An 18,563-nucleotide genomic window follows, 5' to 3' on the forward strand; every position below is an offset into this window, starting at 1 on the left:
TCATGCGGTACTGACACCGTGCCGCAAGCCGCATGAGAGATCGTGGCTGATTCCGCCACGCACGCACAGGTTTGGTGCAAGAGTGCTGATTCAGACTGGAAAGGTCTGGAGCAAGACCGAAATAGTCTGAATGCGCCCGGCTTGGTCGTAGCGCGAGCGGTTCAATCGACGACGGAACCGTTTTCCTGCGCCAGGCGCAGATATTCCGACAGCGGGCGCATCGCCTGGAAATGCAAATCTCGCGTCACGGGCAGCTTGTTCGGCCCGACGATGGAAGCCAGGTCGGAAAGTTTCACCGTCCCCAGCTCGGGCATGCTGATTCCCAGGTCGATCAGGCCGTAGGCCGTGTCACCATCGACGGGATCGAGCGAGGTCAGCAGCCAGGTGGCGTGCGCGTCGGGAGTGAACAGCCGCACAACCGGCAACGGGTCGTACGGTTCACCGGCGGCGGCCCGCCGCCCGTTCTCCAGCAGCGCGGCACGCTGCGCATCGGTGTCGAGGGGAGCATTCATCGTGGTGCTCCTGTTCCAACGCGGAAAGTCGGTTTTGCACATCCACGCCAAAGCGTGGAAACACGAAAGCGCAAAGGCTCAATTGTAGAAATCTGCAAAGGAACGTTGGCGGTTTTCCGGTTCTGCCGGAATCCGCAGAAGCGGATTTCCGTAAAAGCACGAATAAGGGCCAAAAGCATGAATGAGTTAAAGATAACGTGGTTTTAATTGTGCTGCGAATTGACGCTTCTGTCTATGCAGAGGCGATCCATCCAGCGCGGCCGACCAGCGGGCGCCACCACCTACGATGCCGAGCTGGCGCAAGCCTTCGGCGCGGCGGTGCGCGCGCTGCGGACGGAGCGCGGCATCGCGCAGGAATCGCTGGCGCACCTCGCCGGCATCGAGCGCTCCCACATGGGCAAGGTCGAGCGCGGCGAACACATGCCCACGCTGGCGATCATCTTCAAGATCGCCGGCGCGCTTGAATGCAGTACCGCGGTGCTGATGGCCGCGACGGAAGGCCAGCTCGCGGCTACGAGGACGTAGGGCGGGGCCTCGCGCTCCGCCACAACGGGCGGGGCGCTGCGGCGGTTACGCCGCCTGGGGCTTGCTGCGCGACCAGATCAGGTCGTGCGTGCCGTTCTCTCCTTCGATCAGGCGGGCATAGACCGTTGCCGCGAACGAAGGGTCGTCGAGGGCCACGGACAGGTATTCCCGCCCGGCCTCGCTGGTCTTCTTCCACGCTGCGCCGATGTCGTGGCTGGCGGCCTGGACGCGGAAGTCAGGGGCTTTCTCGTTGTCGCCCTTGTCGTTGGGAACCAGCTTGACCTTGACGTTGAGCGTCAGGGTGCGAAGCGTGCCGGTGAAGCCGTCTTTGTCTGCGGTGAAGGTGCCGATGTTGGCCATGATGTTTTCTCCGTTCGGTTGAACAAGGTTCGCGCCCATCGCGTCCTTGTTGTGATCCGGCCGGCGGGGGACGGGCTGGCTGCACCGCTTGCGGTCGCAACGCAGTGGAGAGTCGGGAGGCGAAAAGAATTTGCTGCGCGAGGAAGCCGCGCAGCGGCGGGGAAATTGTTTTCGCCGGACGGTTGCAGCCATGAAGCCCGAGGCGCAGCCGCGCCACCGCCAGGATTCACAACAACACAAGGACGCCTTGGGCCGAACCGCTCCGAAAGGAGATAGGGCCGACTCGGCATCCCCGCCCGAAGGCTTCGCCGGTGCGCTTCCTGACGCGGACAAGGTCAACCGTCCGACGACAAGCGAGAACGCCCCTGCCGCACCTTGCGGCGCCGGTCTTGAGGCGTGGCGTGGAAACTTCATGGCGATGCCGGGCAGGTTGTCCGTGAACCGTCCTTCGTGACGTGACGGGCAGGAACCGCCAGCGTGGAAGGCGGCACGCATCCGTGCAACCTGCCGCAGCAAGCGTCAGCGTATTCGCCAGCACCCCGTCCATTGCGGCGGGGTGCTTGCCGGGCCGATCCGGCATCGCCGGTTCGGCGGCATTGAGGGGCGCCAAGCCTGCGCGGCGGGGATGGGCCGTGTGCCGATCCCCCGGAGGCAAGCAAAGCGCGCAGCGCCGCAGGCGCGAAGGCGTGAGGGATTGAAGCCGAATGACCGTGACGGCGAAGACGGCACGGGGCGCAGCCCGCAAAGCCCGGCGGCGCTGTGCGCCGACACGCCCCGGCCGTTCTATATTTTGAGAAGGGAACGCAGAACACCATGACCATCCAGCTCCGACACGAAACCCCGGACGACATCGCGGCCATCGAGGCTCTGACCATTGTCGCTTTCGCCAATGCACCGCACACCAGCCACGCGGAGCAATTCATCGTGCGCACATTGCGCGACGCAAACGAACTGACGCTTTCCATCGTGGCCGAAGAACAGGGCCAGGTTGTCGGCCATGTGGCCCTGTCGCCGGTGAGCATCACCGATGGCCACGGCCACAGGGCCGCAGGCTGGTACGGCTTGGGGCCGATCTCCGTCCTGCCGCAACGACAGGGGCAAGGCATCGGCTCGCGCCTGATGGAACAGGCGCTGGCCGAACTGCGGGCCATGCAGGCCGCAGGCTGCGTGCTGTTGGGCGAACCCGCGTACTACGCGCGTTTTGGTTTTCAGGCCCATGCGGGCCTGCAACTGCCGGGCGTGCCGCCCGGCTACTTCATGGCACTGGCCTTCGATGGGCCTGTGCCCGAGGGCATCGCGCACTACAGCGGTGCCTTCAACGCCGCCGCCTGAGTGCCAGCGAAGGCGGCGGCGTGATGTTCGGCTTCAACACCGGGCGCGGCCACTGCCGCGCCCGGATTTGCATTTCACCGCGCCCAGGTCGGAAGGGCCTGGGCGCGGTGCTGATCGCGGTTATTCTTTCGTCTCGATGAGCCACCACACGGCACGCGGCAAGGCGCGGCCCGTGATGGGATGAATGTCGGTGAGGTCAGCGCGGGCCGACCAGCCCGAGGGCGGGCGGTAGCCGCGCACGTCACCATCGCAGTGCCAGCGGCGGGCGCGTACCGTGCCGGAGGCGTAGATCGCCGCCATGCGCGAGCGGCTGGTGGTGGTGCGGTTCATGTGGGCTTCTCCTTCCAGCGAAGCGCCCCCGTCGAGGCTGGGGGCGCTTGCCATCGGTGCGGGTCAAGCGGCCAGCGCCTCGGCGGGTTCATCCGCCATTGCTTCGGCATCCTCCGGGGCGTCCTGCTCCGGGCCAACCTCCTGCGCGGCATCCTGCGGGCCTTGGGCCTTGAAGATGGCAGGCATCCAGCCCGTGCCATCGGCCAGCCGCTCGGCTTCGCTGGCAATGTCGGTCTTCTTCAGCTTCGCCAGCCGGGAAACCTGATCGGGAGCGTACTCGCCCACGGCTTGCAGAACTGCCGCCTTCGGGACGTGCTTGAAATACCCCTCGGCGGTCGGCTGCCACCATGCGGCCATGTCGAGGCTAACGGCCTGCGCCAGTTCCTCGCCGGGCTGGTGCGGCGTGGCGCGGGGCGTCACCACGTCCACCGTGGAAGCCACGCACACGGCCAGCAGCTTGACCAGTTCGCCTTGCTCCATCGCCAGCAGCGCGGCGAACAGTTCGGCGCTGTCCTCCGGCAAGGCTTCGCCCGCCACCTGTTGCAGTTCGCGCAGCGCCACGGCGGCGGCGGAGTGAGGCCAATCCGGGGCCATGCCTTCCAGCCGGTCTTGCGGTTTCAGGCTCACGCCCAGCGGCAAGGAACTACGCTTGAAGCCATAGCGGCTTTCCTGCAAGACGGCCTGCACCATGCCATGCACCACGGCAGCCAGCGCAGCTTGCGGATGTCGTGCGACTTCGATTTGCAGCGCGGCGGTACGGTGGGCGCTCAAGCGTTGTGCCAGCCGGTCGGACATGGCTGGGGCTTGCGTCTCATCCTCCGTGTCGCCTTCGTCGTCGTTCTCGGCGCTCTCGCCGCTGAACCCTTGGCGCAGCCGTTCCAGCGTGCGCAGCGCCTTGGCCTCGGCCTCGCGCATCAGGCCGCGATAAATAACGGCCTCGCCGTTGCGGTCGATGGTGACGATGGCACCGGCTGCGGCCTTCACGTTCGCGCCGTAGTCCTGCAAGCCATCTTCCAGTGCCTGCAGCTGCTCGCCCAGGGCTTCGCCTTCCTCCTGCAAAACGTCGGCCTTGTCCTCATCGTCGGCGTCCATCGCAGCATCCACCGCTTCGGCAACCTCCTGCATCTTGGCTTGCAGCTTCTCGATGCGTGCGGCTTGCCGCTTATTCGGCTCGCGCCGTTCCCTCGGAGCACGCTGGAAGGCGTGCAGATCGGCATGGGTCACGCCCGGCGTGGCATCCACCCACGCCCAACCCTCGGCGCGGACAGCGGCGGCGATGCGTGCCAGCTTGTCTTGCGCCAGCCGTTCCAGCAGCGCGGCGTCGTTGAGGTACACGCCCGCATCGCCTTCCGCGAACAGGTCGCGGCGGATGCCGCCGCCTGCGGCTTCGTAGCCGTCCAGCCCGACGAAGCGCACCAGCGGATGCCGGTAAGCGTCGATTTCGCGCTCGGTGAGGCGTTCGCGCAGCGCGGACGGTTGGCGCTGCCACTGCGGGGCATCGTAGAACGCGGTTTCCTGCGCGGCGTGGTCGTCGGTAATGGACAAGGCCATCAACTGATCGAGCGTGACGGCATCGGCCCGATAGTCCGCCATCAGGCGCGGCGAGACATTCGCCAGCTTCAAGCGACGCTGCACCACCAGCGGCGTAACGCTGAAATCCGCCGCAATGTCCTCGATGGGTCGGCCTTCGGCCACCAGCGCCGCGAAGGCTTCAAACTGGTCTGCCGGGTGCATGGCTTCGCGCTGCACGTTCTCGGTGAGGCTGGCGGTGCGGGCCGTGCCATCGGCTACCAGCAGGCAAGGCACCTCCCATTCCTTGCCGATGCGGTGCTTTTTCGCCAGCAGCTTGAGGGCCGCGAGGCGACGGCCACCGGCCACGACTTCGTAATGCTCGCCATCGGCGGATGCAATCACGATGAGGTTTTGCAGCAGGCCCACGCGCTGGATGCTCGCGGCCAGTTCAGGGATGGACATGCGCGGGATCTTGCGCACGTTGCGGCCCGTGGGGCGCAGCACCAGCCGCGACAGCGGAACCAGAATCAGGTTCTTGGTCGGGTCGGCAGCTTCCAGCGCGGGGGCTTGGATGGCGCGGGCTGCGGTTTGGGTGATGGCGTTCATGGTGATAGCTCCTTGCGGTTAGGAAATGCAGCAGCGAAGAACGCGGCAAAGGCTGCTGCCTGCCTCTGCCGCATGGGGATTCAGGCTTTCAACAGGCGCAGGCCATCGGCCAGAATCCAGAGGGCGCGATTGAGGCGCACATCGGAATCAATGCCCTGCACGGGTCGGGTTTGCTGGCGGCGTCCGTTGACGCTGCGGCCATGCAATCCGCCTTTGGTCAAGTTCTCCTGCGTGCGGTTGAACACGCTCCACAGGTCGGGGCGGCGGTCATCGAACCGGCGCGGCATCAGGATTTGCGATTCAGTGATGGGCGCGGGCTTGTCGGGGTCGTCGTACTTCAACGCCAGCGCAGCACGGGCGAACACTTCGGATTCGCCATCGTCCAAGGTGATGCCACGCATCAGGTCGCGCGATTCCTTCACCCGCTCAAAGCCGCTCAACACCTCGAAAGCGCCTTCGATGACGGAACCGGCCACGTCGCCTTTGTGGGGCACGCGCACATCGGCCACGGTGTCACCACACACAAGGCCATTGCTGCAAACGAAGCGGAACATTCCGGCCAGCATCTGATAGCTGCTCGTGCCGTCGTGCGAGTTCAGTAGCACGATTTCGTTGGCCTCCGCGCCGTTGATCTGGCTGGCATGGCGCAGGCGTAGCATGTGTTTGGTGTGCTCGCGCTTGCCTTCATCGCGCACGCGGGTTTGCGTCACCATGAAAGGCTGGAAGCCTTCTTTGCGAAGCTCGGTCAGGACGGCGGCGGTGGGGATGTAGCTGTACCGTTCGGAACGGCTCTCGTGCGGGGCGTCCGCGAAGATGGACGGGGCCACGCTGCGAATCTGGTCATCGGACAGCGGGTAGTCGCTGCGCAGCGAAGGGGAACGGGAAGCGAAGCGGGATGCGAGTTGCATGGTCTTTCTCCTGATAAAAGAGGTTTGCTGTTCACACCGCACACCGGATTCCAAGATTCGGAGCCCAGCCTTTCGGCTGTTCGGTGCGGTCGGCACGAGGAACCCGGTTGGCCCTGTTGCCACCGTCTTTCCTGAGTTCATCGCCCGCGACGAAAGGGAGCCCGTGGACGGGGGCCGTCAAGGAGACAAGCGCAGGGTTGGTGCGGCCCGCAGCGCAGCGAGGACACGGCCCTGCGCGCCTTGACGGCACACGGCCGCGGGCTACAGTCGCGGACAAGGTGATGGAGTCAGGGAAGACGGCTGGACATGGCAACGGCCTTCCCTGTGTGCCGACCGCACGGCAAGCGCAAGCGCGCAGGCCCGGATCTGGAAATCCGGGCCGGAGGCGTCAGCCGACCGGAGGGAGGGGACGATGGAAGCCCGACGGGGGCGAGACGCCGCAGGCGGCTCGATGCGCCACGCGCACGACAGCGCGACCGGCCATCTCCCAGGGGCCGGGGACGCCCAATGGCAGCTCATGGGGCTTGCATCGACAGACATGGCAGCCGAACGCGCCAATGCCGAAAGCTCCACCAGATAGATAGCGCACATTTCGGATGGCTCGATTGCAGCCAGATGCCTACCGTGGGATCTCTAACTTCTGGAGAAACAGCATGTCAGATCACACGCACACCGAAGCCGTAACGCCCATGCCGCCACCGCGAGGCATCTTCCTGCCCACGATGACCTGGACGACCGACCGCCAGCAAGTCGGCGATGAAATGCAGCGATTGCTGAGGTGGCGCGCGCAGCTCAACGCCGTGGTGAACAAGGCCGCCGGATCGGACGGATGCGCGACCTGGTACTTGATGGCCGAAACCTCGCGCAATCAACTGGACGGTGACATCGACACCCTCATGGAATGGCTGGCAACTTCACAGCCCGAAACGCTGGAAGCCCATCCGACCGAGAGCCACCGTTGACCGAGGCGATTCGGCACAGGCCGGGTCGCCGCATTCAGGGGCGCGAAGGCATCACGCCAAGCCGTCGGGCACTGACCCAGCACCTTCTTGACCAGTTCGCACGGATACACCGATGCAATGTCGATGAAGCCCAGGAACATCTCGGCGTAATTGATGCCGATAAAAGCGGCAAAGGCCGCCCGGAGGGCGGCCTTTGTATTGAGGCACTGGTCGGCTTACTTGCTTTTCTTCAATGGGCAGGTGTTCAAGCCCAACAGCCGATAGGCCGGGCAAGCGCCCATCAACCCGGTCAGCAGTGGCACCACCCCAAGCCAACCCCACCAGCCCACGGTATTGGTTGCAGCCAAGGCAATAAGCACGACGCCCACCACAATGCGCAGTACGCGGTCAATTCCGCCAACATTCGATTTCATGAGTTCTCCTATGAAAGATAAAAGGGAAACGAATCAACTGGACAACGCCCTCCGATTCCAAGGCGCCTTCATCAGCAAGCGCGCCAGGCCACAGAATCCGCTCACGCCCGCGAATACCAGGCCGGCACCGATGAAACCGGACAGTGCGTAAAACCACGGCGACAGCGTGGCGCCCAGTGCCGTCCCCGCGAACACCGCTGCGCCAGCGGCGATCTGCACCTGCCGCTGCAACTCCAGCGGCTGGCGAGCGTCGGTGACGATGGGCAGGTCGGCGCGCTTCCACGCATCGAGCCCGCCTTCGAGCAGGTAGGTATCGCAGGCCGCACAGCCGTCCAGCAACTGCGCATTCATCAGCGTGCGAGCACCCGAGCGGCAATGGAAGATGACGGCGCTCGCCCCCTCGAAGCGCATGGCGCCTTGCGCCAATTTCGCCAAAGGGATGTGGCGAGCCTGCGCAATGCGCACACGCGCATGTTCGTTGGCGGAGCGAATGTCCACCAGGACAGCACCCTGCGCGAGGAGCGCGCCAGCAGCGTCGGGAGAAAGCGTCTTCAAGGTCATCGTGTGGGTTCCAGAATGAAAGGAATCAAGGACAGAAGATGTCCTTCAGCGTGGCGATGAGCTTGGCCACGTTCGGGTCTTCGATGCGGTAGTACAGCGTCTGCGCCTCACGCCGGTAAGTCACCAGACCTTCCTCGCGCATCCGGGCCAGATGCTGCGAGAGCGCCGATGGACTCAGAGGCACCTGCTCGTTGAGGGCTCCCACGGTCATCTCACCGTGGACGATCAGCAGACACAACATCACCAACCGGCTGGGGTTTCCCACCGCCTGTAGCAATGCCGCTGCCTGCTCGGCGCTGTCCTGCAACAGCTCAATGTCGGATTTGCGCTGGGTCATGTCTTCAGGGGAAGTTGACGCATATAGTTTAGCATTGTCTAATTTAGCTAGCACTAAATTATATCTTTCAGGAAAGCCCCTGTCCGCGCGGCAGGACAGGGGGCGCCCATCCACTTCATCAACCCGAAACCAGGAGCTATCCCATGACCGTCCCGCACTACAAATCACTCACTCAGACCATCTCGACCAACCTGGCCCAACTGCACAAGACCCAGGCGAGCGTGATGAAAGGCTTTGGCGACATGGGCAAGGCCGCCATGGCGGGAGGTGTCATCGACCCCAAAACCAAGGAGCTGATCGCCTTGGCCGTGGGGGTGGCTGCGCGCTGCGATGGCTGCATCGGGTTTCACACCAAGGCGCTGGCGCGCCTGGGTGCCAGCACCGAGGAAGTCCACGAGGCCCTGGGCGTTGCCATCTACATGGGTGGTGGCCCAGTGGCCATGTACGCGGCCAATGCAGTGGCCGCATTCAATGAATTTTCCGCACCGGCCCAAGCTTGAGCGAAGGAGAAAACGCATGCTTCAGACAGCAGCCTTTGTTTCAACCTTGTTCCACGGCCCTGGCAACGCCGACAAGATGACCGTCGCGCTGACTATGGCGCTTAACGCGCGGCTCAAGGGCCATTCGGCTTGCCTGATCCTCATGGCCGAGGGCGTTGCACTGGGCGTTCCGGGCACGGCCGACGGCATCAATATTGGTCAGCCCTTCGAGCCCGCGGCCGACCTGCTGAGCAAATACCTGGCCGAAGGTGGCCGGGTGGCCATTTGCAAGTCGTGCATGCTGCACAATGGCCTTTCTGCCGAACAGATGGACGCGCGCTTCGAGATCATCACTGCTCCCGATGTGGTCGATATGCTGATGGGCGCCGTAGGCTCTTTGCAGGTGGCCTGAGCCGCAGGCTGACGCCTAGAGCAAGAGGCTGCTCAATGCAGCCCAAATGCGGGATCAGACAGCGATTCGCCCGGCCAGCCGCGCATCGCACGCATAGACGCTCATCCGCTTCTCGGCGTGGAAAGACAGGTCGCGCTCGATCGGCAAGCCCAGCCGCCCGCGCACCGTCGCCAGTTCGCCCAGGCTGACCCAGCCGATTTCCGGCGCCCCCAGGCCCAGGTCGCAAAGACCAAAGGCGTGGTCGTGGTCATCGGGATCAATCTCGGTCAGCAGCCAGGTCGCGCCGGCGTCCGGCGTGAACAGCTTGACCACGGGGGCCGGATCGAAGTCGGGGTTCTCCAAGGATTCGCGGCCGTTGGCCAGCAGCACGATGCGCTGCTCGTTAGTGATGAGTGCGTTGTTCACGATGAACTCCTGACAGGATGCCGGGCGGAATTGCCCGACCCTTCCGGGGCACGGCGCAGCGCAAGCAGTCAGGGGTCAACGACGGCCGCAGGCCGCAAGCGTGCAAGTACGCGCAGCCCTTGACGGCGAGAACGCCGTGGCACGATGAAGGGAACAGCAAGACCGCCTCCCTCTCACCTCCACGCAACCCGGTTTTCGGCAAGTGCGCAGCACGCGCAGGCCCGCGCGGGCCAGAGTTGCACCGTCGGGCACAGCAAAAAGGGGGCCGAAGCCCCCTCGGTCAAATCAGACCGCATTCGGCGAATGACGTAGTGCTGCTTCCCGCGACGATGACGTGATCCAGCGTGCGAACGTCCACCAGCGCCAGCGCCTCCTTGAGCCGCTGGGTCAGCGCCCTGTCGGCCGCGCTTGGCTCCGGGTTCCCGCTCGGATGGTTGTGCGACACGATGACCGCCGCCGCATTGAGCCGCAGTGCCTCCTTGACCAGCTCGCGCGGGTACACCGATGCACTGTCGATGGTGCCGCGGAACATCTCGGCGTATTCGATCAGGCGATGCTGCGAATCGAGGAACAGCACCGCAAAGACTTCGTGCTCGTAGCCGGCCAGCTTGGCGCACAGGTACTCCTTGACCGCCGCCGGCGAACTGAACGCTTCACCGCGTTGCATCTTGTGCTCGATGGCCTGGCGCGCAGCCTCCAGAATCTGGTCAGTCGTCGCCAGCAGGTAGCCGCCCTGCGCATCACGCACCATCAGCGAGGCATCGAACGAGGAAAAGGACAGTTGCGACATGATCGTGCTCCGGTTGCTCGGGCGGAATTGCCCGGAACCGTCGGGAGCACGGCGCAGCGCAAGCAGTCAGGGGTCGCAGACGGCCGCCAGGACGCAAGCGCGCACCCGCGCGCGCCGCCCTTGACGGCGAGAACGCCGTGATACGGTGAAGGGAACAGCAAGACCGCCCACACCCGCCCACTGCACACAGTTGGCTTTGGGGGCAAGCGGAGCGCGCAGGCCCGAGAGGGCCGGAGGCGTCAGGGATCAAAGCCGAATGGCCGCGATTCGGCACGAAGCGCGGGGCGCAGCCCGCGAGCCCGACGGCGGCACGCCGGGACGCCCGGTTATTGCCGGAGCTTCTTGGGCTGCTTCACCACACGCGACTCCAGCAAGCGCCGCGTGGTTTCCAGCTCTTTCTGCAACAGCTCGGCATCGGGCAACACAGTACGGTAGTTCGCCGCCATCACCTTCGTCGGCAAACCTTCCAAGGCATACCGCGCCAGCGCGTGGCCCTTGTCGGCGCAGAGGATCAACCCCACGGGCGGGTTCTCATCGGGATAGGCCCAATGCTCCTTGGCATAGTTGCAATACATGTGCATCTGGCCCACGTCCGCATGGGTCAGGCTGCCCAGCTTCAAGTCGATGATGACCAAGCAACGCAACTTGCGATGGAAAAACAGCAGATCGACCCGATACCAAGTCTGGTCAATGCGCAAGCGCCGCTGCCGGCCGACGAAGGTGAAGCCTTCGCCCAGCTCCAGCAGAAAATCCTCCAGCCGCTGGATTAACGCGGCCTCCAGATCGGATTCCGAATACTCGTCCTTGAGGTTCAGGAACTCCAGTACATACGGGTCTTTGATCGCGTCGTCGGGCGTGACGGCATCCTCGGGCCTCGCCACAGCTCCCTTGACCAGCATCGCCGCCTTATCCTTGGACAAGGCGGTGCGCTCGTAGAACTGGCTGCCAATCTGCCGGTCAAGCTGGCGCACGCTCCAGCCGCCGCGTAGTGCCTCGGTTTCGTAGAAGCGCCGGGCATGGGTATCCTTGACCACCAGCAGCCGGACATAGGCCGACCACGGCAGCGTGAACACTTGCGCCAGCTCGGCGAGGCTCAATTTCCCAGACACCGTCTGGGATTTCTCATCAGGCAGCTCGTTGTCCAATTTCCCAGACAGTGTCTGGGAAATCTCGGAGACTGGGTATGCGAGGAAGAACCGCCGCATGTTCTCCAGGTTGTTCACGCCAAAGCCCCGCCCAAACTGAGCGGTCAGGTCGGCGGACAGCCGGGCCATCAACTGTTCGCCATACCCCGCACGCCGCTTGCCCTGTTGCTCGGCCTCCACGATGCGGCGGCCGATCTCCCAGTAGCTGGCCGTCATCAGCGCATTGACGCTGCGCGCCGCCGCCTGGCGGGCAGCGTCGAGCATTTCCACGATACCGCCGTGGATGCCGGCGTAGCCGGCAGGCAAAGCGGCGGGTGCGGCTCCCGCCGCCGCAGGCGTCTTCTTGGTCATGCTGCCACCTCTGCGGGACGTTGCGCCTCGGTGATCGTCTTGCGCCGGTTCGCCACCAGTTCAGCCGCCTTGCGCACCGGATCGTCCTCGGTGTGGACGTAGCGCATGAACATCGCCACGGTCTTGTGCGCCGTCAGCGCCATGCCGACCTTGACCGGGATGCCCGAGTTAGCAATGTCGGTCGCAGAACGGTGGCGGATACCGTGCGTGCCGACGTGCGTGGCGCCCGCCGCCTTGAGGGCGCGGCTCCAGCCGTTGTAATACTCGCCCGTGGTCAGATGCTTGCCCGGATGGCTTGGAGACGGCAGCACGTAGGGAATGCCTTCCTGCCGTGGCGCCGTCGAGAGCAGCCGATAGGCTTCCTCGCTCATGGGCTTGGACATGCCACCCGTCTTGCTGTCCGGCCAGACCACGCGGCGGTTGTCCATGTCCACCCAATCCCATTGGAGCGTCACGATTTCGGAGCGGCGGCCAGCGAACTCGAATTGCAGACGGATCGCCAGCGGGATGACGTAGTTCTCCAGACCCTCGGCTTCGATGTGCTCCAGTCGCCGAAACAGCTTGCCCATGTCCTCGTCGCTGATGAGGTGGGTAGCCTTGCCGTTGGGGTACATCGGGACGTGGCGGCAGGGGTTGGTGCCATCAGGCCGGTGGCCCCACACCTCGGCCAGGTTGAACATCTTGCGCATCACGCTGAAAGCACGGTTGGCCTCGGCGGGCTTGTGGGCCATCTTCTTCATCGCCGTGGCCACGTCCGGCCGCTTCACGTCCTGAACCTTCAAACGGCCCAGCATCGGAACGATGCAGCGGTCGATGACGGCCTGATACCCGCGCTGGGTGCTGGGCTTGTTGCGCTGTTTGGAGTAGTCCTCCATGAACTTGGTGCACAGCTCCTTGACCGTGGGGGCTGAACGGGCGGCGGCCTTGGCCGCGCTGGGGTCGCCGCCTCGGCGAACCTCGGCCAGCCATTCCTGGGCCAGCGAGCGGGCCTGTTCGACCGTCAGTTCCCCATACAGGCCCAGGGCTGGCTTGCGCCGCTCGCCAGCGTTCGTGCGGTACTGGAGCATGAACACCTTGCGGCCCGCTGGTGTAACCTTGCACAGGAAGCCGGGCACCAGCGTGTCCCGGAGTTCGACGGCCTGCGCTTGGGGTTGTGCCGCATCGACTGCGGACTTGGTGAGCTTGATTTTCGCCATGATGACTCCTCGGAAAGACCCGATTCCCAGGAGCCTTGTAGGGGCCAGCAGAGGGGAAGCCAGGTCAGGTTTCGGAAAGCACCGGCATATGTTGAACTCGCCTAAGTTATTGATAAACCTGCTGTATCGGGCTTCGGCGTAGTCCAGCGAAGTTCGGTGCTGGAGTCATGGTGAAATGAAAAAAGGCTTCCTGAAGGAAGCCTTTTTGCAGGGGAGCAGCTGCGGCAGCTGCCGCCACATTACACGCGCTTGCGGTATTCGCCGGTACGGGTGTCGATTTCGATCTTGTCTTCTTGAGACACGAACAGGGGCACGGCCACTTCGAAGCCGGTGGCGATCTTGGCGGGCTTCAGAACCTTGCCGGAGGTATCGCCCTTGACGGCGGGCTCGGTCCAGGTGATTTCGCGCACGATGGTGGTGGGCAGTTCGACCGAGATGGCCTTGCCGTCGTAGAACACCACTTCGGCAGTCATGCCGTCTTCCAGGTAGTTCAGTGCGTCAGCCATGTTTTCGGCTTCGACTTCGTACTGGTTGAACTCTTCGTCCATCCACACGTACATGGGGTCGGCGAAGTAGGAGTAGGTGCAATCCTTCTTGTCCAGGATCACGTTGTCGATCTTGTCGTCGGCCTTGAACACGTTTTCCGTGCCGAAGTTGCCGATCAGGCTCTTGAGCTTCATGCGCACGGTAGCAGCGCCACGGCCGCCACGAGCGTATTCGGTCTTCAGAACGATCATGGGGTCCTTGCCGAACATGATCACATTGCCTGCGCGGATTTCTTGAGCGATTTTCATGGCTTGCTTGCGTTTGAAAGGTTGGAGCCGCTCTACACGGCAGGCAAGCTGTTCGCAATGGTCGCTGGAGAAAGCAACGCATCAAAGGTGCGGCGGCGGGGCCTGCCGCATGTACCGCGGCGGGGCGCGACCCCGAAAGCAAGATCGCTCGGCATACCGGCTGCGACTGCCCTCAGAGAGGCAAAACGTGGATTTTAGCTTTTTTCGGCGACAAAAGCTTGAAGCTGTGCAATCAGTTCGGTTTGCTCCATCAATCTGGCGCGTGCAGCCCTGATGCAGCAGGCCCATTCGTCCAGCATTTGCCGGTTGAGCAAAGGCAATGCTTGCGGTGCGGTCATGCCATTCCAGGTGTGGTGGAAGCGCCTGAGGCTGTCCGGAGCCTGGAGCCAGTCCAGAAAAGCGTTCAGCTTGTCGTGGTGGGCGTTGTCATGCTGAGGGTAGATCTGCCAGACCATGGGCTGGCCGGCCCAGAGTGCACGGACCAGAGAGTCCTCGCCGCGCACCAGATTCAGGTCGCAGGCCCAGAGCATTTCGTCGAACCGGGCTTGAGGGCGGGCTGGCAGATAGACCGGCTGCATCTGCTGCGCTTCGGGTAGCGCCTGCACGGCAGTCGTGGCCCGTCCCGGGGTCACCAGCAGCCTGGCGTTGAGCGTCTGCTTGTCCGAGAGCTGCGCGAGCAACTGGGGCAGGGCGGCTGGCTCGTAGCAAAACAGCGAGACGGCACATTCGCCATGTTGAATGCCCTCTGTGTGGCGCCACGAGTCGCGCTGCGCCATGAAGGCCTGCTGGCGTTGTGCCAGATTCTGCTCGCGTACCAGCGAGCCGGTTGCCGCCGTAAAGCCAGGGTAGAAGAACCAGCGTGTCAGCCCTGAGGCGGGGCCGCTCATGATGGGTGAGGGCAGGCGATGGCAGCGCTCCACATAGTCTTCGGCCGAGAGATATTCGAGGTTGATCCAGACCGCAGGCTTGCTCTTCGACGCCTTGTCAGCAATGGCGTTCACAAATGCTGCAGGAATCTCGCAGCCGAATGCCTCGATGACCACATCGCCGATCGATGCAGGAGCGTCTGCGGCTTGCGCGGGCCAGGCATGCACGCTCAAGCCTGGCGGCCAGGGCCGGGGCGCCATCCATTGCAGTGAACTGGCATCGTCCATCCACAGGCGTACCTGCTGGCCGCGTGTAGCCAGTTCCGCAGCCGTGCGCCAGCACACGCCCACGTCGCCATAGTTGTCTATGACCTGGCAGAAGATGTCCCAGCTCAGTGATGGATGCTGTGGCGTGCTGGCGGATACGGCCAATGGTGCGAAATCGGGCATGGGTTCAGTCTTGATCGGTTGAGGCGCTCTGGCACAGGTGCTCGACCAGCAGTTGTGCGACGGGCGAGAGTGCATCCTGGGAACGTACGCAGAGCATGAGCTGGCGCTCGGCCCAGACTTCGTCCAGGCGGATGCAGCGCAAGGGCAGGGCGCCCATGTAGATATGGGCGCTGCCTTCGGGAAGAATGCCAATGCCCAGGCCGGCGGCCACCATCAGGCACAGCGCGTCATAGCCTGTCACCTTCATGCGCAGGCGCGGCTGCAGGCCCTGGTCGGCGGCAGAGCGGGTGATCAGATGGTTGAGCGCACTGTCGGCATGCATGCCGATCAGATCATGCTCGAGGACCTGCTCCAGGCGCAGCCTGTGCTCGCCGGCCAGCGGATGGGATTGGGGCATGACCACGGCCAGCCGGTCCCGGCGATAGGGGCGCAGGCTGATCTTGCTGCCGTAGCTGCCGTTGTTGAGCAGGCCGATATCGGCCTCGTTGTCGGCCACGGCGCGCGCGATATCGGTGCTCACGCGCTCCTGCAGCCGCACGTCCACCAATGGGTGCCGGCTCAGAAAGCTCTGCAGCTGGGCCGGCAGAAACTGGGTGATGCTGGAAATATTGGCCATCACGCGCACGTGGCCGCGCAGGCCTTGCTCGCCGCCCTGGGCGTAGTCCTTCATCTGCGTGGCGATGCCGTCCAGCTCGTTGAGCACGCCGCGCGCCATGTTCAGCAGTGCGTAGGCGGCGGCCGTGGGCTGGCTGCCCCGGTTGCTGCGTGTGAACAGCTCAAGCTGCAACTGGTCCTCCAGCTCGGCCAGGCGGCGGCTGGCGGCCGAGGGGGCAATGTGCTCACGTGCAGCGGCACGTGCGATGGCGCTTTCTTCCATCACGGCCACAAACAGGCGCAGGGTGATCGGGTCCAGTTTCATGAGGACTGCATTATCCCGCCTGGCTATGCCCAAATGCGATGGCAACTTCGCATTTCAGCGTTTTGCAGGACGGCTCTTCAAGGGCAAGATGATTGAAAAGCCGCTTTGCATGGCGTTGGTCAACGCAAAGCGGCACAGCAAGACAGCCATCAAGAGACAAACGGATGACGACGATGAATATCCAAGACCCCGCCACGCAGATCGCCACGCCGCGCGCGCTGGAAGGGGTGAAAGTGGTGGAAATGGGCCAGCTGATTGCCGGTCCCTTCTGTGGCAAGACCCTGGGCGAGTTTGGTGCCGATGTCATCAAGATCGAGGCGCCCGGTGCCGGCGACCCGCTGCGCAACTGGCGCCTGATCAAGGAAGGCACCTCCGTTTGGTGGCAGGTGCAGTCGCGCAACAAGCGCTCGGTGGCACTGGATCTGCGCCAGCAGGAGGCGCAGGCCGTGGCGCGCCAGCTGATCGCCGAAGCCGACGTGCTGGTCGAGAACTTCCGCCCCGGCACGCTGGAGGGCTGGGGTATGTCGCCCGAGGAGTTGCATGCCATCAACCCCGGGCTGGTGATCCTGCGCATCTCGGGCTACGGTCAGACAGGCCCCTATCGCGATCTGCCGGGCTTTGGTGTGATCGGCGAAGCCATGGGCGGGCTGCGCCATCTGACGGCCGAGCCGGGCCGGGTGCCGGTGCGCGTGGGCGTGTCGATAGGCGATACGCTGGCAGCCCTGCATGGCGTGATCGGCGTGATGATGGCTCTGTATCACCGCAAGGTGAACGGCGGTCCCGGCCAGGTGATCGACGTGGCCCTGCATGAGGCCGTGTTCAACATCATGGAAAGTCTGATCCCCGAGTACAGCGCCTTTGGTGCCGTGCGCGAGGCCGCAGGCAGTGCGCTGCCGGGCATTGCGCCCTCGAATGCCTATCCCTGCCAGGATGGCTGGGTGCTGGTGGCGGGCAATGGCGACTCCATCTTCAAGCGGCTCATGACGGCCATCGGCCGCCAGGATCTGGCGGATGCGCCCGATCTGGGCGACAACGCCGGCCGCGTCCAGCGCGTGGCCGAGATCGATGCCGCGATTGGCACATGGACGCAGGCACGCAGCGTGCAGACGGTGATGGACGAGCTGGGCGCGGCACGCGTGCCGGCCGGCAAGGTCTACACGGCCAAGGATATTGCCGAGGATCCGCATTACCGGGCGCGCGAGATGATTCTGACCCAGCGCACCCGCGATGGTTTCGAGCTTCAGGTGCCCGGCGTGGTGCCCAAGCTCTCGCTGACGCCGGGCACGGTGCGCAGCAGCGCCCCCCATGTGGGCGACGACACCGATGCCGTGCTGGCCGAGATCGGTCTGAGCGCCGAGCAGATCGCGCAGCTGCGCGCCAAGGGGATTGTCCAATGATGGCCGCCGACCTGAATACGACGGTGTGGACCGGTGCGGGTCGCCGCATCCACATGAACGAAGTCGGCACGCGCGACGGTCTGCAGATGGAGCAGGCCTTTGTGTCCACCGAGGACAAGATTGTGCTGGTCAACGCACTGTCCGAGGCCGGCCTGTCCAAGATCGAAGTCACGGCCTTTGTCTCGCCCAAGGCCATTCCGGCCCTGCGCGACGGCGAGATCGTGATGCGCGAGATCGTGCGTCGGCCGGGCACGGTCTATACGGCGCTGGTGCCCAATGTGCGCGGCGCGGAGCGTGCCATCGATGCGCAGACCGACGAGCTCAATCTGGTGATGTCGGTCAGCGAGACGCACAACCTCTGCAATCTGCGCATGCAGCGCAGCCAGTCCTTCGAGGCACTCAGGCAGGTGGTTGCCACGGCGCAGCAGGCGGCAACGCCCGTCAACGTATCGCTTTCCTGCTGCTTCGGCTGCCCCATGGAAGGCGATGTGGCCGAGGCCGAAGTGCTGGCCTGGGTGCAGCGCTTTGCCGATCTGGGTGTGCAGGGCATCACGCTGTGCGACACCACGGGCATGGCCTATCCCAACCAGGTGCACTCCATGGTCCTGGCCTTCAAGGCGCGCTGGCCGCAACTGGGCCTGACCCTGCACTTCCACAACACGCGCGGCATGGCGCTGGCCAATGTGCTGGCCTCCATAGCTGCGGGTGCGGATCGCTTTGACGCCTCGATTGGCGGTCTGGGCGGCTGTCCCTATGCGCCGGGTGCCTCGGGCAATGCCTGCACCGAAGAGATCGTGCATGCGCTGCAGCTCATGGGCTATGACACGGGCACGGACCTGGCCCGCATCGTCGCGGCCGCCCGCAGCCTGCCGGCACTGATCGGCCACGAGACGCCGAGCCAGATCGTCAAGGCCGGTGCGCGCTGGGACCTGCACCAGCCGCCAGCGGATTTTGCCGAGATCAAGGAACGCGCCCAGGCCAGGGCCTGAGGCTGATTTCGC

22 protein-coding genes are annotated in these 18,563 nt (G+C 64.4%); 7 read left to right on the plus strand and 15 right to left on the minus strand.

Annotated features, from left to right (window positions below):
* Positions 1 to 161 precede the first annotated feature (161 nt).
* Positions 162 to 512 (minus strand): DUF2958 domain-containing protein, encoded by a 351-nt coding sequence (locus F0P97_RS09225; protein ID WP_182286480.1) that lies wholly within the window; start codon positions 510 to 512, stop codon positions 162 to 164.
* A 234-nt stretch (positions 513 to 746) separates the two neighbouring features.
* On the opposite strand from F0P97_RS09225, the gene F0P97_RS09230 reads away from it, so the two are divergent.
* The gene (locus tag F0P97_RS09230) at positions 747 to 1,037 is read left to right on the plus strand and encodes a helix-turn-helix domain-containing protein (protein ID WP_087080922.1); all 291 of its coding nucleotides are present in this window, start codon (positions 747 to 749) and stop codon (positions 1,035 to 1,037) included.
* A gap of 45 nt (positions 1,038 to 1,082) precedes the next feature.
* Here F0P97_RS09230 and F0P97_RS09235 read toward each other — a convergent pair whose 3' ends face one another.
* Positions 1,083 to 1,397 carry a DUF736 domain-containing protein gene (locus F0P97_RS09235; protein WP_087080920.1) on the minus strand — a complete coding sequence of 105 codons (315 nt, stop codon included), beginning with the start codon at positions 1,395 to 1,397 and terminating at the stop codon, positions 1,083 to 1,085.
* An 813-nt stretch (positions 1,398 to 2,210) separates the two neighbouring features.
* Between F0P97_RS09235 and F0P97_RS09240 the strand changes: the two genes are divergently transcribed.
* The gene (locus tag F0P97_RS09240; RefSeq protein ID WP_087080918.1) at positions 2,211 to 2,729 is read left to right on the plus strand and encodes a GNAT family N-acetyltransferase; all 519 of its coding nucleotides are present in this window, start codon (positions 2,211 to 2,213) and stop codon (positions 2,727 to 2,729) included.
* A 120-nt stretch (positions 2,730 to 2,849) separates the two neighbouring features.
* On the opposite strand, the gene F0P97_RS09245 is transcribed toward F0P97_RS09240, so the two are convergent.
* The 3 genes from F0P97_RS09245 to F0P97_RS09255 form a co-directional block, all read right to left on the minus strand.
* Complete coding sequence (locus F0P97_RS09245) at positions 2,850 to 3,059, minus strand: hypothetical protein (RefSeq protein ID WP_087084469.1); 210 nt, start codon at positions 3,057 to 3,059, stop codon at positions 2,850 to 2,852.
* A 63-nt stretch (positions 3,060 to 3,122) separates the two neighbouring features.
* Positions 3,123 to 5,177 carry a ParB/RepB/Spo0J family partition protein gene (locus F0P97_RS09250; RefSeq protein WP_087080916.1) on the minus strand — a complete coding sequence of 685 codons (2,055 nt, stop codon included), beginning with the start codon at positions 5,175 to 5,177 and terminating at the stop codon, positions 3,123 to 3,125.
* Positions 5,178 to 5,257: 80 nt separating this feature from the next.
* Complete coding sequence (locus F0P97_RS09255; RefSeq protein ID WP_150584773.1) at positions 5,258 to 6,085, minus strand: DUF932 domain-containing protein; 828 nt, start codon at positions 6,083 to 6,085, stop codon at positions 5,258 to 5,260.
* A 653-nt stretch (positions 6,086 to 6,738) separates the two neighbouring features.
* On the opposite strand from F0P97_RS09255, the gene F0P97_RS09260 reads away from it, so the two are divergent.
* On the plus strand, positions 6,739 to 7,047 hold the full coding sequence (locus tag F0P97_RS09260) for a hypothetical protein (RefSeq protein WP_087080912.1): 309 nt from the start codon (positions 6,739 to 6,741) through the stop codon (positions 7,045 to 7,047).
* Positions 7,048 to 7,262: 215 nt separating this feature from the next.
* On the opposite strand, the gene F0P97_RS09265 is transcribed toward F0P97_RS09260, so the two are convergent.
* From F0P97_RS09265 to F0P97_RS09275, 3 genes are read right to left on the minus strand one after another with little or no spacing between them, the layout of a single operon-like run.
* Entirely contained in the window at positions 7,263 to 7,460 is a 198-nt protein-coding gene (locus tag F0P97_RS09265) for a YgaP family membrane protein (protein ID WP_087080910.1), read from the minus strand.
* A 33-nt stretch (positions 7,461 to 7,493) separates the two neighbouring features.
* Positions 7,494 to 8,021, minus strand: coding sequence for a rhodanese family protein (locus tag F0P97_RS09270; RefSeq protein WP_087080908.1), 528 nt, complete (start codon positions 8,019 to 8,021; stop codon positions 7,494 to 7,496).
* Positions 8,022 to 8,046: 25 nt separating this feature from the next.
* Positions 8,047 to 8,358, minus strand: a complete 312-nt coding sequence (locus F0P97_RS09275) for an ArsR/SmtB family transcription factor (RefSeq protein ID WP_087080906.1) — start codon at positions 8,356 to 8,358, stop codon at positions 8,047 to 8,049.
* A gap of 143 nt (positions 8,359 to 8,501) precedes the next feature.
* Here F0P97_RS09275 and F0P97_RS09280 point away from each other — a divergent pair, with 143 nt between their 5' ends.
* Both F0P97_RS09280 and F0P97_RS09285 read left to right on the plus strand, forming a co-directional pair.
* Positions 8,502 to 8,858 carry a carboxymuconolactone decarboxylase family protein gene (locus tag F0P97_RS09280; protein WP_087080903.1) on the plus strand — a complete coding sequence of 119 codons (357 nt, stop codon included), beginning with the start codon at positions 8,502 to 8,504 and terminating at the stop codon, positions 8,856 to 8,858.
* A 16-nt stretch (positions 8,859 to 8,874) separates the two neighbouring features.
* Complete coding sequence (locus tag F0P97_RS09285) at positions 8,875 to 9,249, plus strand: DsrE family protein (RefSeq protein WP_087080901.1); 375 nt, start codon at positions 8,875 to 8,877, stop codon at positions 9,247 to 9,249.
* Between the two features lie 54 nt (positions 9,250 to 9,303).
* Here the strand turns inward: F0P97_RS09285 and F0P97_RS09290 are convergent, their stop codons facing one another.
* The 7 genes from F0P97_RS09290 to F0P97_RS09320 all read right to left on the minus strand — a co-directional run bounded on the left by F0P97_RS09290 (position 9,304) and on the right by F0P97_RS09320 (position 16,165).
* Complete coding sequence (locus F0P97_RS09290; RefSeq protein WP_087080899.1) at positions 9,304 to 9,654, minus strand: DUF2958 domain-containing protein; 351 nt, start codon at positions 9,652 to 9,654, stop codon at positions 9,304 to 9,306.
* Between the two features lie 280 nt (positions 9,655 to 9,934).
* Positions 9,935 to 10,444 (minus strand): RadC family protein, encoded by a 510-nt coding sequence (radC, locus tag F0P97_RS09295; protein ID WP_087080897.1) that lies wholly within the window; start codon positions 10,442 to 10,444, stop codon positions 9,935 to 9,937.
* Positions 10,445 to 10,770: 326 nt separating this feature from the next.
* The gene (locus F0P97_RS09300) at positions 10,771 to 11,940 is read right to left on the minus strand and encodes a PDDEXK nuclease domain-containing protein (protein ID WP_087080895.1); all 1,170 of its coding nucleotides are present in this window, start codon (positions 11,938 to 11,940) and stop codon (positions 10,771 to 10,773) included.
* Complete coding sequence (locus F0P97_RS09305) at positions 11,937 to 13,136, minus strand: tyrosine-type recombinase/integrase (RefSeq protein ID WP_087080893.1); 1,200 nt, start codon at positions 13,134 to 13,136, stop codon at positions 11,937 to 11,939. The genes F0P97_RS09300 and F0P97_RS09305 overlap by 4 nt, the downstream gene beginning before the upstream one ends.
* Positions 13,137 to 13,375: 239 nt before the next feature.
* Complete coding sequence (gene efp / locus F0P97_RS09310; protein ID WP_003056627.1) at positions 13,376 to 13,930, minus strand: elongation factor P; 555 nt, start codon at positions 13,928 to 13,930, stop codon at positions 13,376 to 13,378.
* A gap of 194 nt (positions 13,931 to 14,124) precedes the next feature.
* Entirely contained in the window at positions 14,125 to 15,246 is a 1,122-nt protein-coding gene (gene earP / locus F0P97_RS09315) for an elongation factor P maturation arginine rhamnosyltransferase EarP (protein WP_182286481.1), read from the minus strand.
* 4 nt (positions 15,247 to 15,250) lie between these two features.
* The gene (locus F0P97_RS09320) at positions 15,251 to 16,165 is read right to left on the minus strand and encodes a LysR family transcriptional regulator (protein ID WP_182286482.1); all 915 of its coding nucleotides are present in this window, start codon (positions 16,163 to 16,165) and stop codon (positions 15,251 to 15,253) included.
* 164 nt (positions 16,166 to 16,329) lie between these two features.
* Here F0P97_RS09320 and F0P97_RS09325 point away from each other — a divergent pair, with 164 nt between their 5' ends.
* Together F0P97_RS09325 and F0P97_RS09330 are read left to right on the plus strand one after the other, a co-directional pair.
* Complete coding sequence (locus F0P97_RS09325; protein ID WP_182286483.1) at positions 16,330 to 17,562, plus strand: CaiB/BaiF CoA transferase family protein; 1,233 nt, start codon at positions 16,330 to 16,332, stop codon at positions 17,560 to 17,562.
* Complete coding sequence (locus tag F0P97_RS09330; RefSeq protein WP_182286484.1) at positions 17,559 to 18,551, plus strand: hydroxymethylglutaryl-CoA lyase; 993 nt, start codon at positions 17,559 to 17,561, stop codon at positions 18,549 to 18,551. The genes F0P97_RS09325 and F0P97_RS09330 overlap by 4 nt, the downstream gene beginning before the upstream one ends.
* The last annotated feature ends 12 nt before the right edge of the window (positions 18,552 to 18,563 follow it).

It is taken from the genome of Comamonas testosteroni (assembly GCF_014076415.1).
GTDB classification, from domain to species: domain Bacteria; phylum Pseudomonadota; class Gammaproteobacteria; order Burkholderiales; family Burkholderiaceae_C; genus Comamonas; species Comamonas testosteroni_F.

Bases quoted from the DNA above. Each gene is read 5' to 3' on its own strand.
- F0P97_RS09280 (WP_087080903.1), top strand. From the start codon at position 8,502: ATGACCGTCCCGCACTACAAATCACTCACTCAGACCATCTCGACCAAC.
- F0P97_RS09235 (WP_087080920.1), bottom strand. From the start codon at position 1,397: ATGGCCAACATCGGCACCTTCACCGCAGACAAAGACGGCTTCACCGGC.
- radC (WP_087080897.1), bottom strand. From the start codon at position 10,444: ATGTCGCAACTGTCCTTTTCCTCGTTCGATGCCTCGCTGATGGTGCGT.
- F0P97_RS09265 (WP_087080910.1), bottom strand. From the start codon at position 7,460: ATGAAATCGAATGTTGGCGGAATTGACCGCGTACTGCGCATTGTGGTG.
- earP (WP_182286481.1), bottom strand. From the start codon at position 15,246: ATGCCCGATTTCGCACCATTGGCCGTATCCGCCAGCACGCCACAGCAT.
- F0P97_RS09230 (WP_087080922.1), top strand. From the start codon at position 747: ATGCAGAGGCGATCCATCCAGCGCGGCCGACCAGCGGGCGCCACCACC.
- F0P97_RS09320 (WP_182286482.1), bottom strand. From the start codon at position 16,165: ATGAAACTGGACCCGATCACCCTGCGCCTGTTTGTGGCCGTGATGGAA.
- F0P97_RS09240 (WP_087080918.1), top strand. From the start codon at position 2,211: ATGACCATCCAGCTCCGACACGAAACCCCGGACGACATCGCGGCCATC.
- F0P97_RS09250 (WP_087080916.1), bottom strand. From the start codon at position 5,177: ATGAACGCCATCACCCAAACCGCAGCCCGCGCCATCCAAGCCCCCGCG.
- F0P97_RS09275 (WP_087080906.1), bottom strand. From the start codon at position 8,358: ATGACCCAGCGCAAATCCGACATTGAGCTGTTGCAGGACAGCGCCGAG.
- F0P97_RS09325 (WP_182286483.1), top strand. From the start codon at position 16,330: ATGACGACGATGAATATCCAAGACCCCGCCACGCAGATCGCCACGCCG.
- F0P97_RS09300 (WP_087080895.1), bottom strand. From the start codon at position 11,940: ATGACCAAGAAGACGCCTGCGGCGGCGGGAGCCGCACCCGCCGCTTTG.
- F0P97_RS09245 (WP_087084469.1), bottom strand. From the start codon at position 3,059: ATGAACCGCACCACCACCAGCCGCTCGCGCATGGCGGCGATCTACGCC.
- efp (WP_003056627.1), bottom strand. From the start codon at position 13,930: ATGAAAATCGCTCAAGAAATCCGCGCAGGCAATGTGATCATGTTCGGC.
- F0P97_RS09270 (WP_087080908.1), bottom strand. From the start codon at position 8,021: ATGACCTTGAAGACGCTTTCTCCCGACGCTGCTGGCGCGCTCCTCGCG.
- F0P97_RS09255 (WP_150584773.1), bottom strand. From the start codon at position 6,085: ATGCAACTCGCATCCCGCTTCGCTTCCCGTTCCCCTTCGCTGCGCAGC.
- F0P97_RS09285 (WP_087080901.1), top strand. From the start codon at position 8,875: ATGCTTCAGACAGCAGCCTTTGTTTCAACCTTGTTCCACGGCCCTGGC.
- F0P97_RS09225 (WP_182286480.1), bottom strand. From the start codon at position 512: ATGAATGCTCCCCTCGACACCGATGCGCAGCGTGCCGCGCTGCTGGAG.
- F0P97_RS09260 (WP_087080912.1), top strand. From the start codon at position 6,739: ATGTCAGATCACACGCACACCGAAGCCGTAACGCCCATGCCGCCACCG.
- F0P97_RS09330 (WP_182286484.1), top strand. From the start codon at position 17,559: ATGATGGCCGCCGACCTGAATACGACGGTGTGGACCGGTGCGGGTCGC.
- F0P97_RS09305 (WP_087080893.1), bottom strand. From the start codon at position 13,136: ATGGCGAAAATCAAGCTCACCAAGTCCGCAGTCGATGCGGCACAACCC.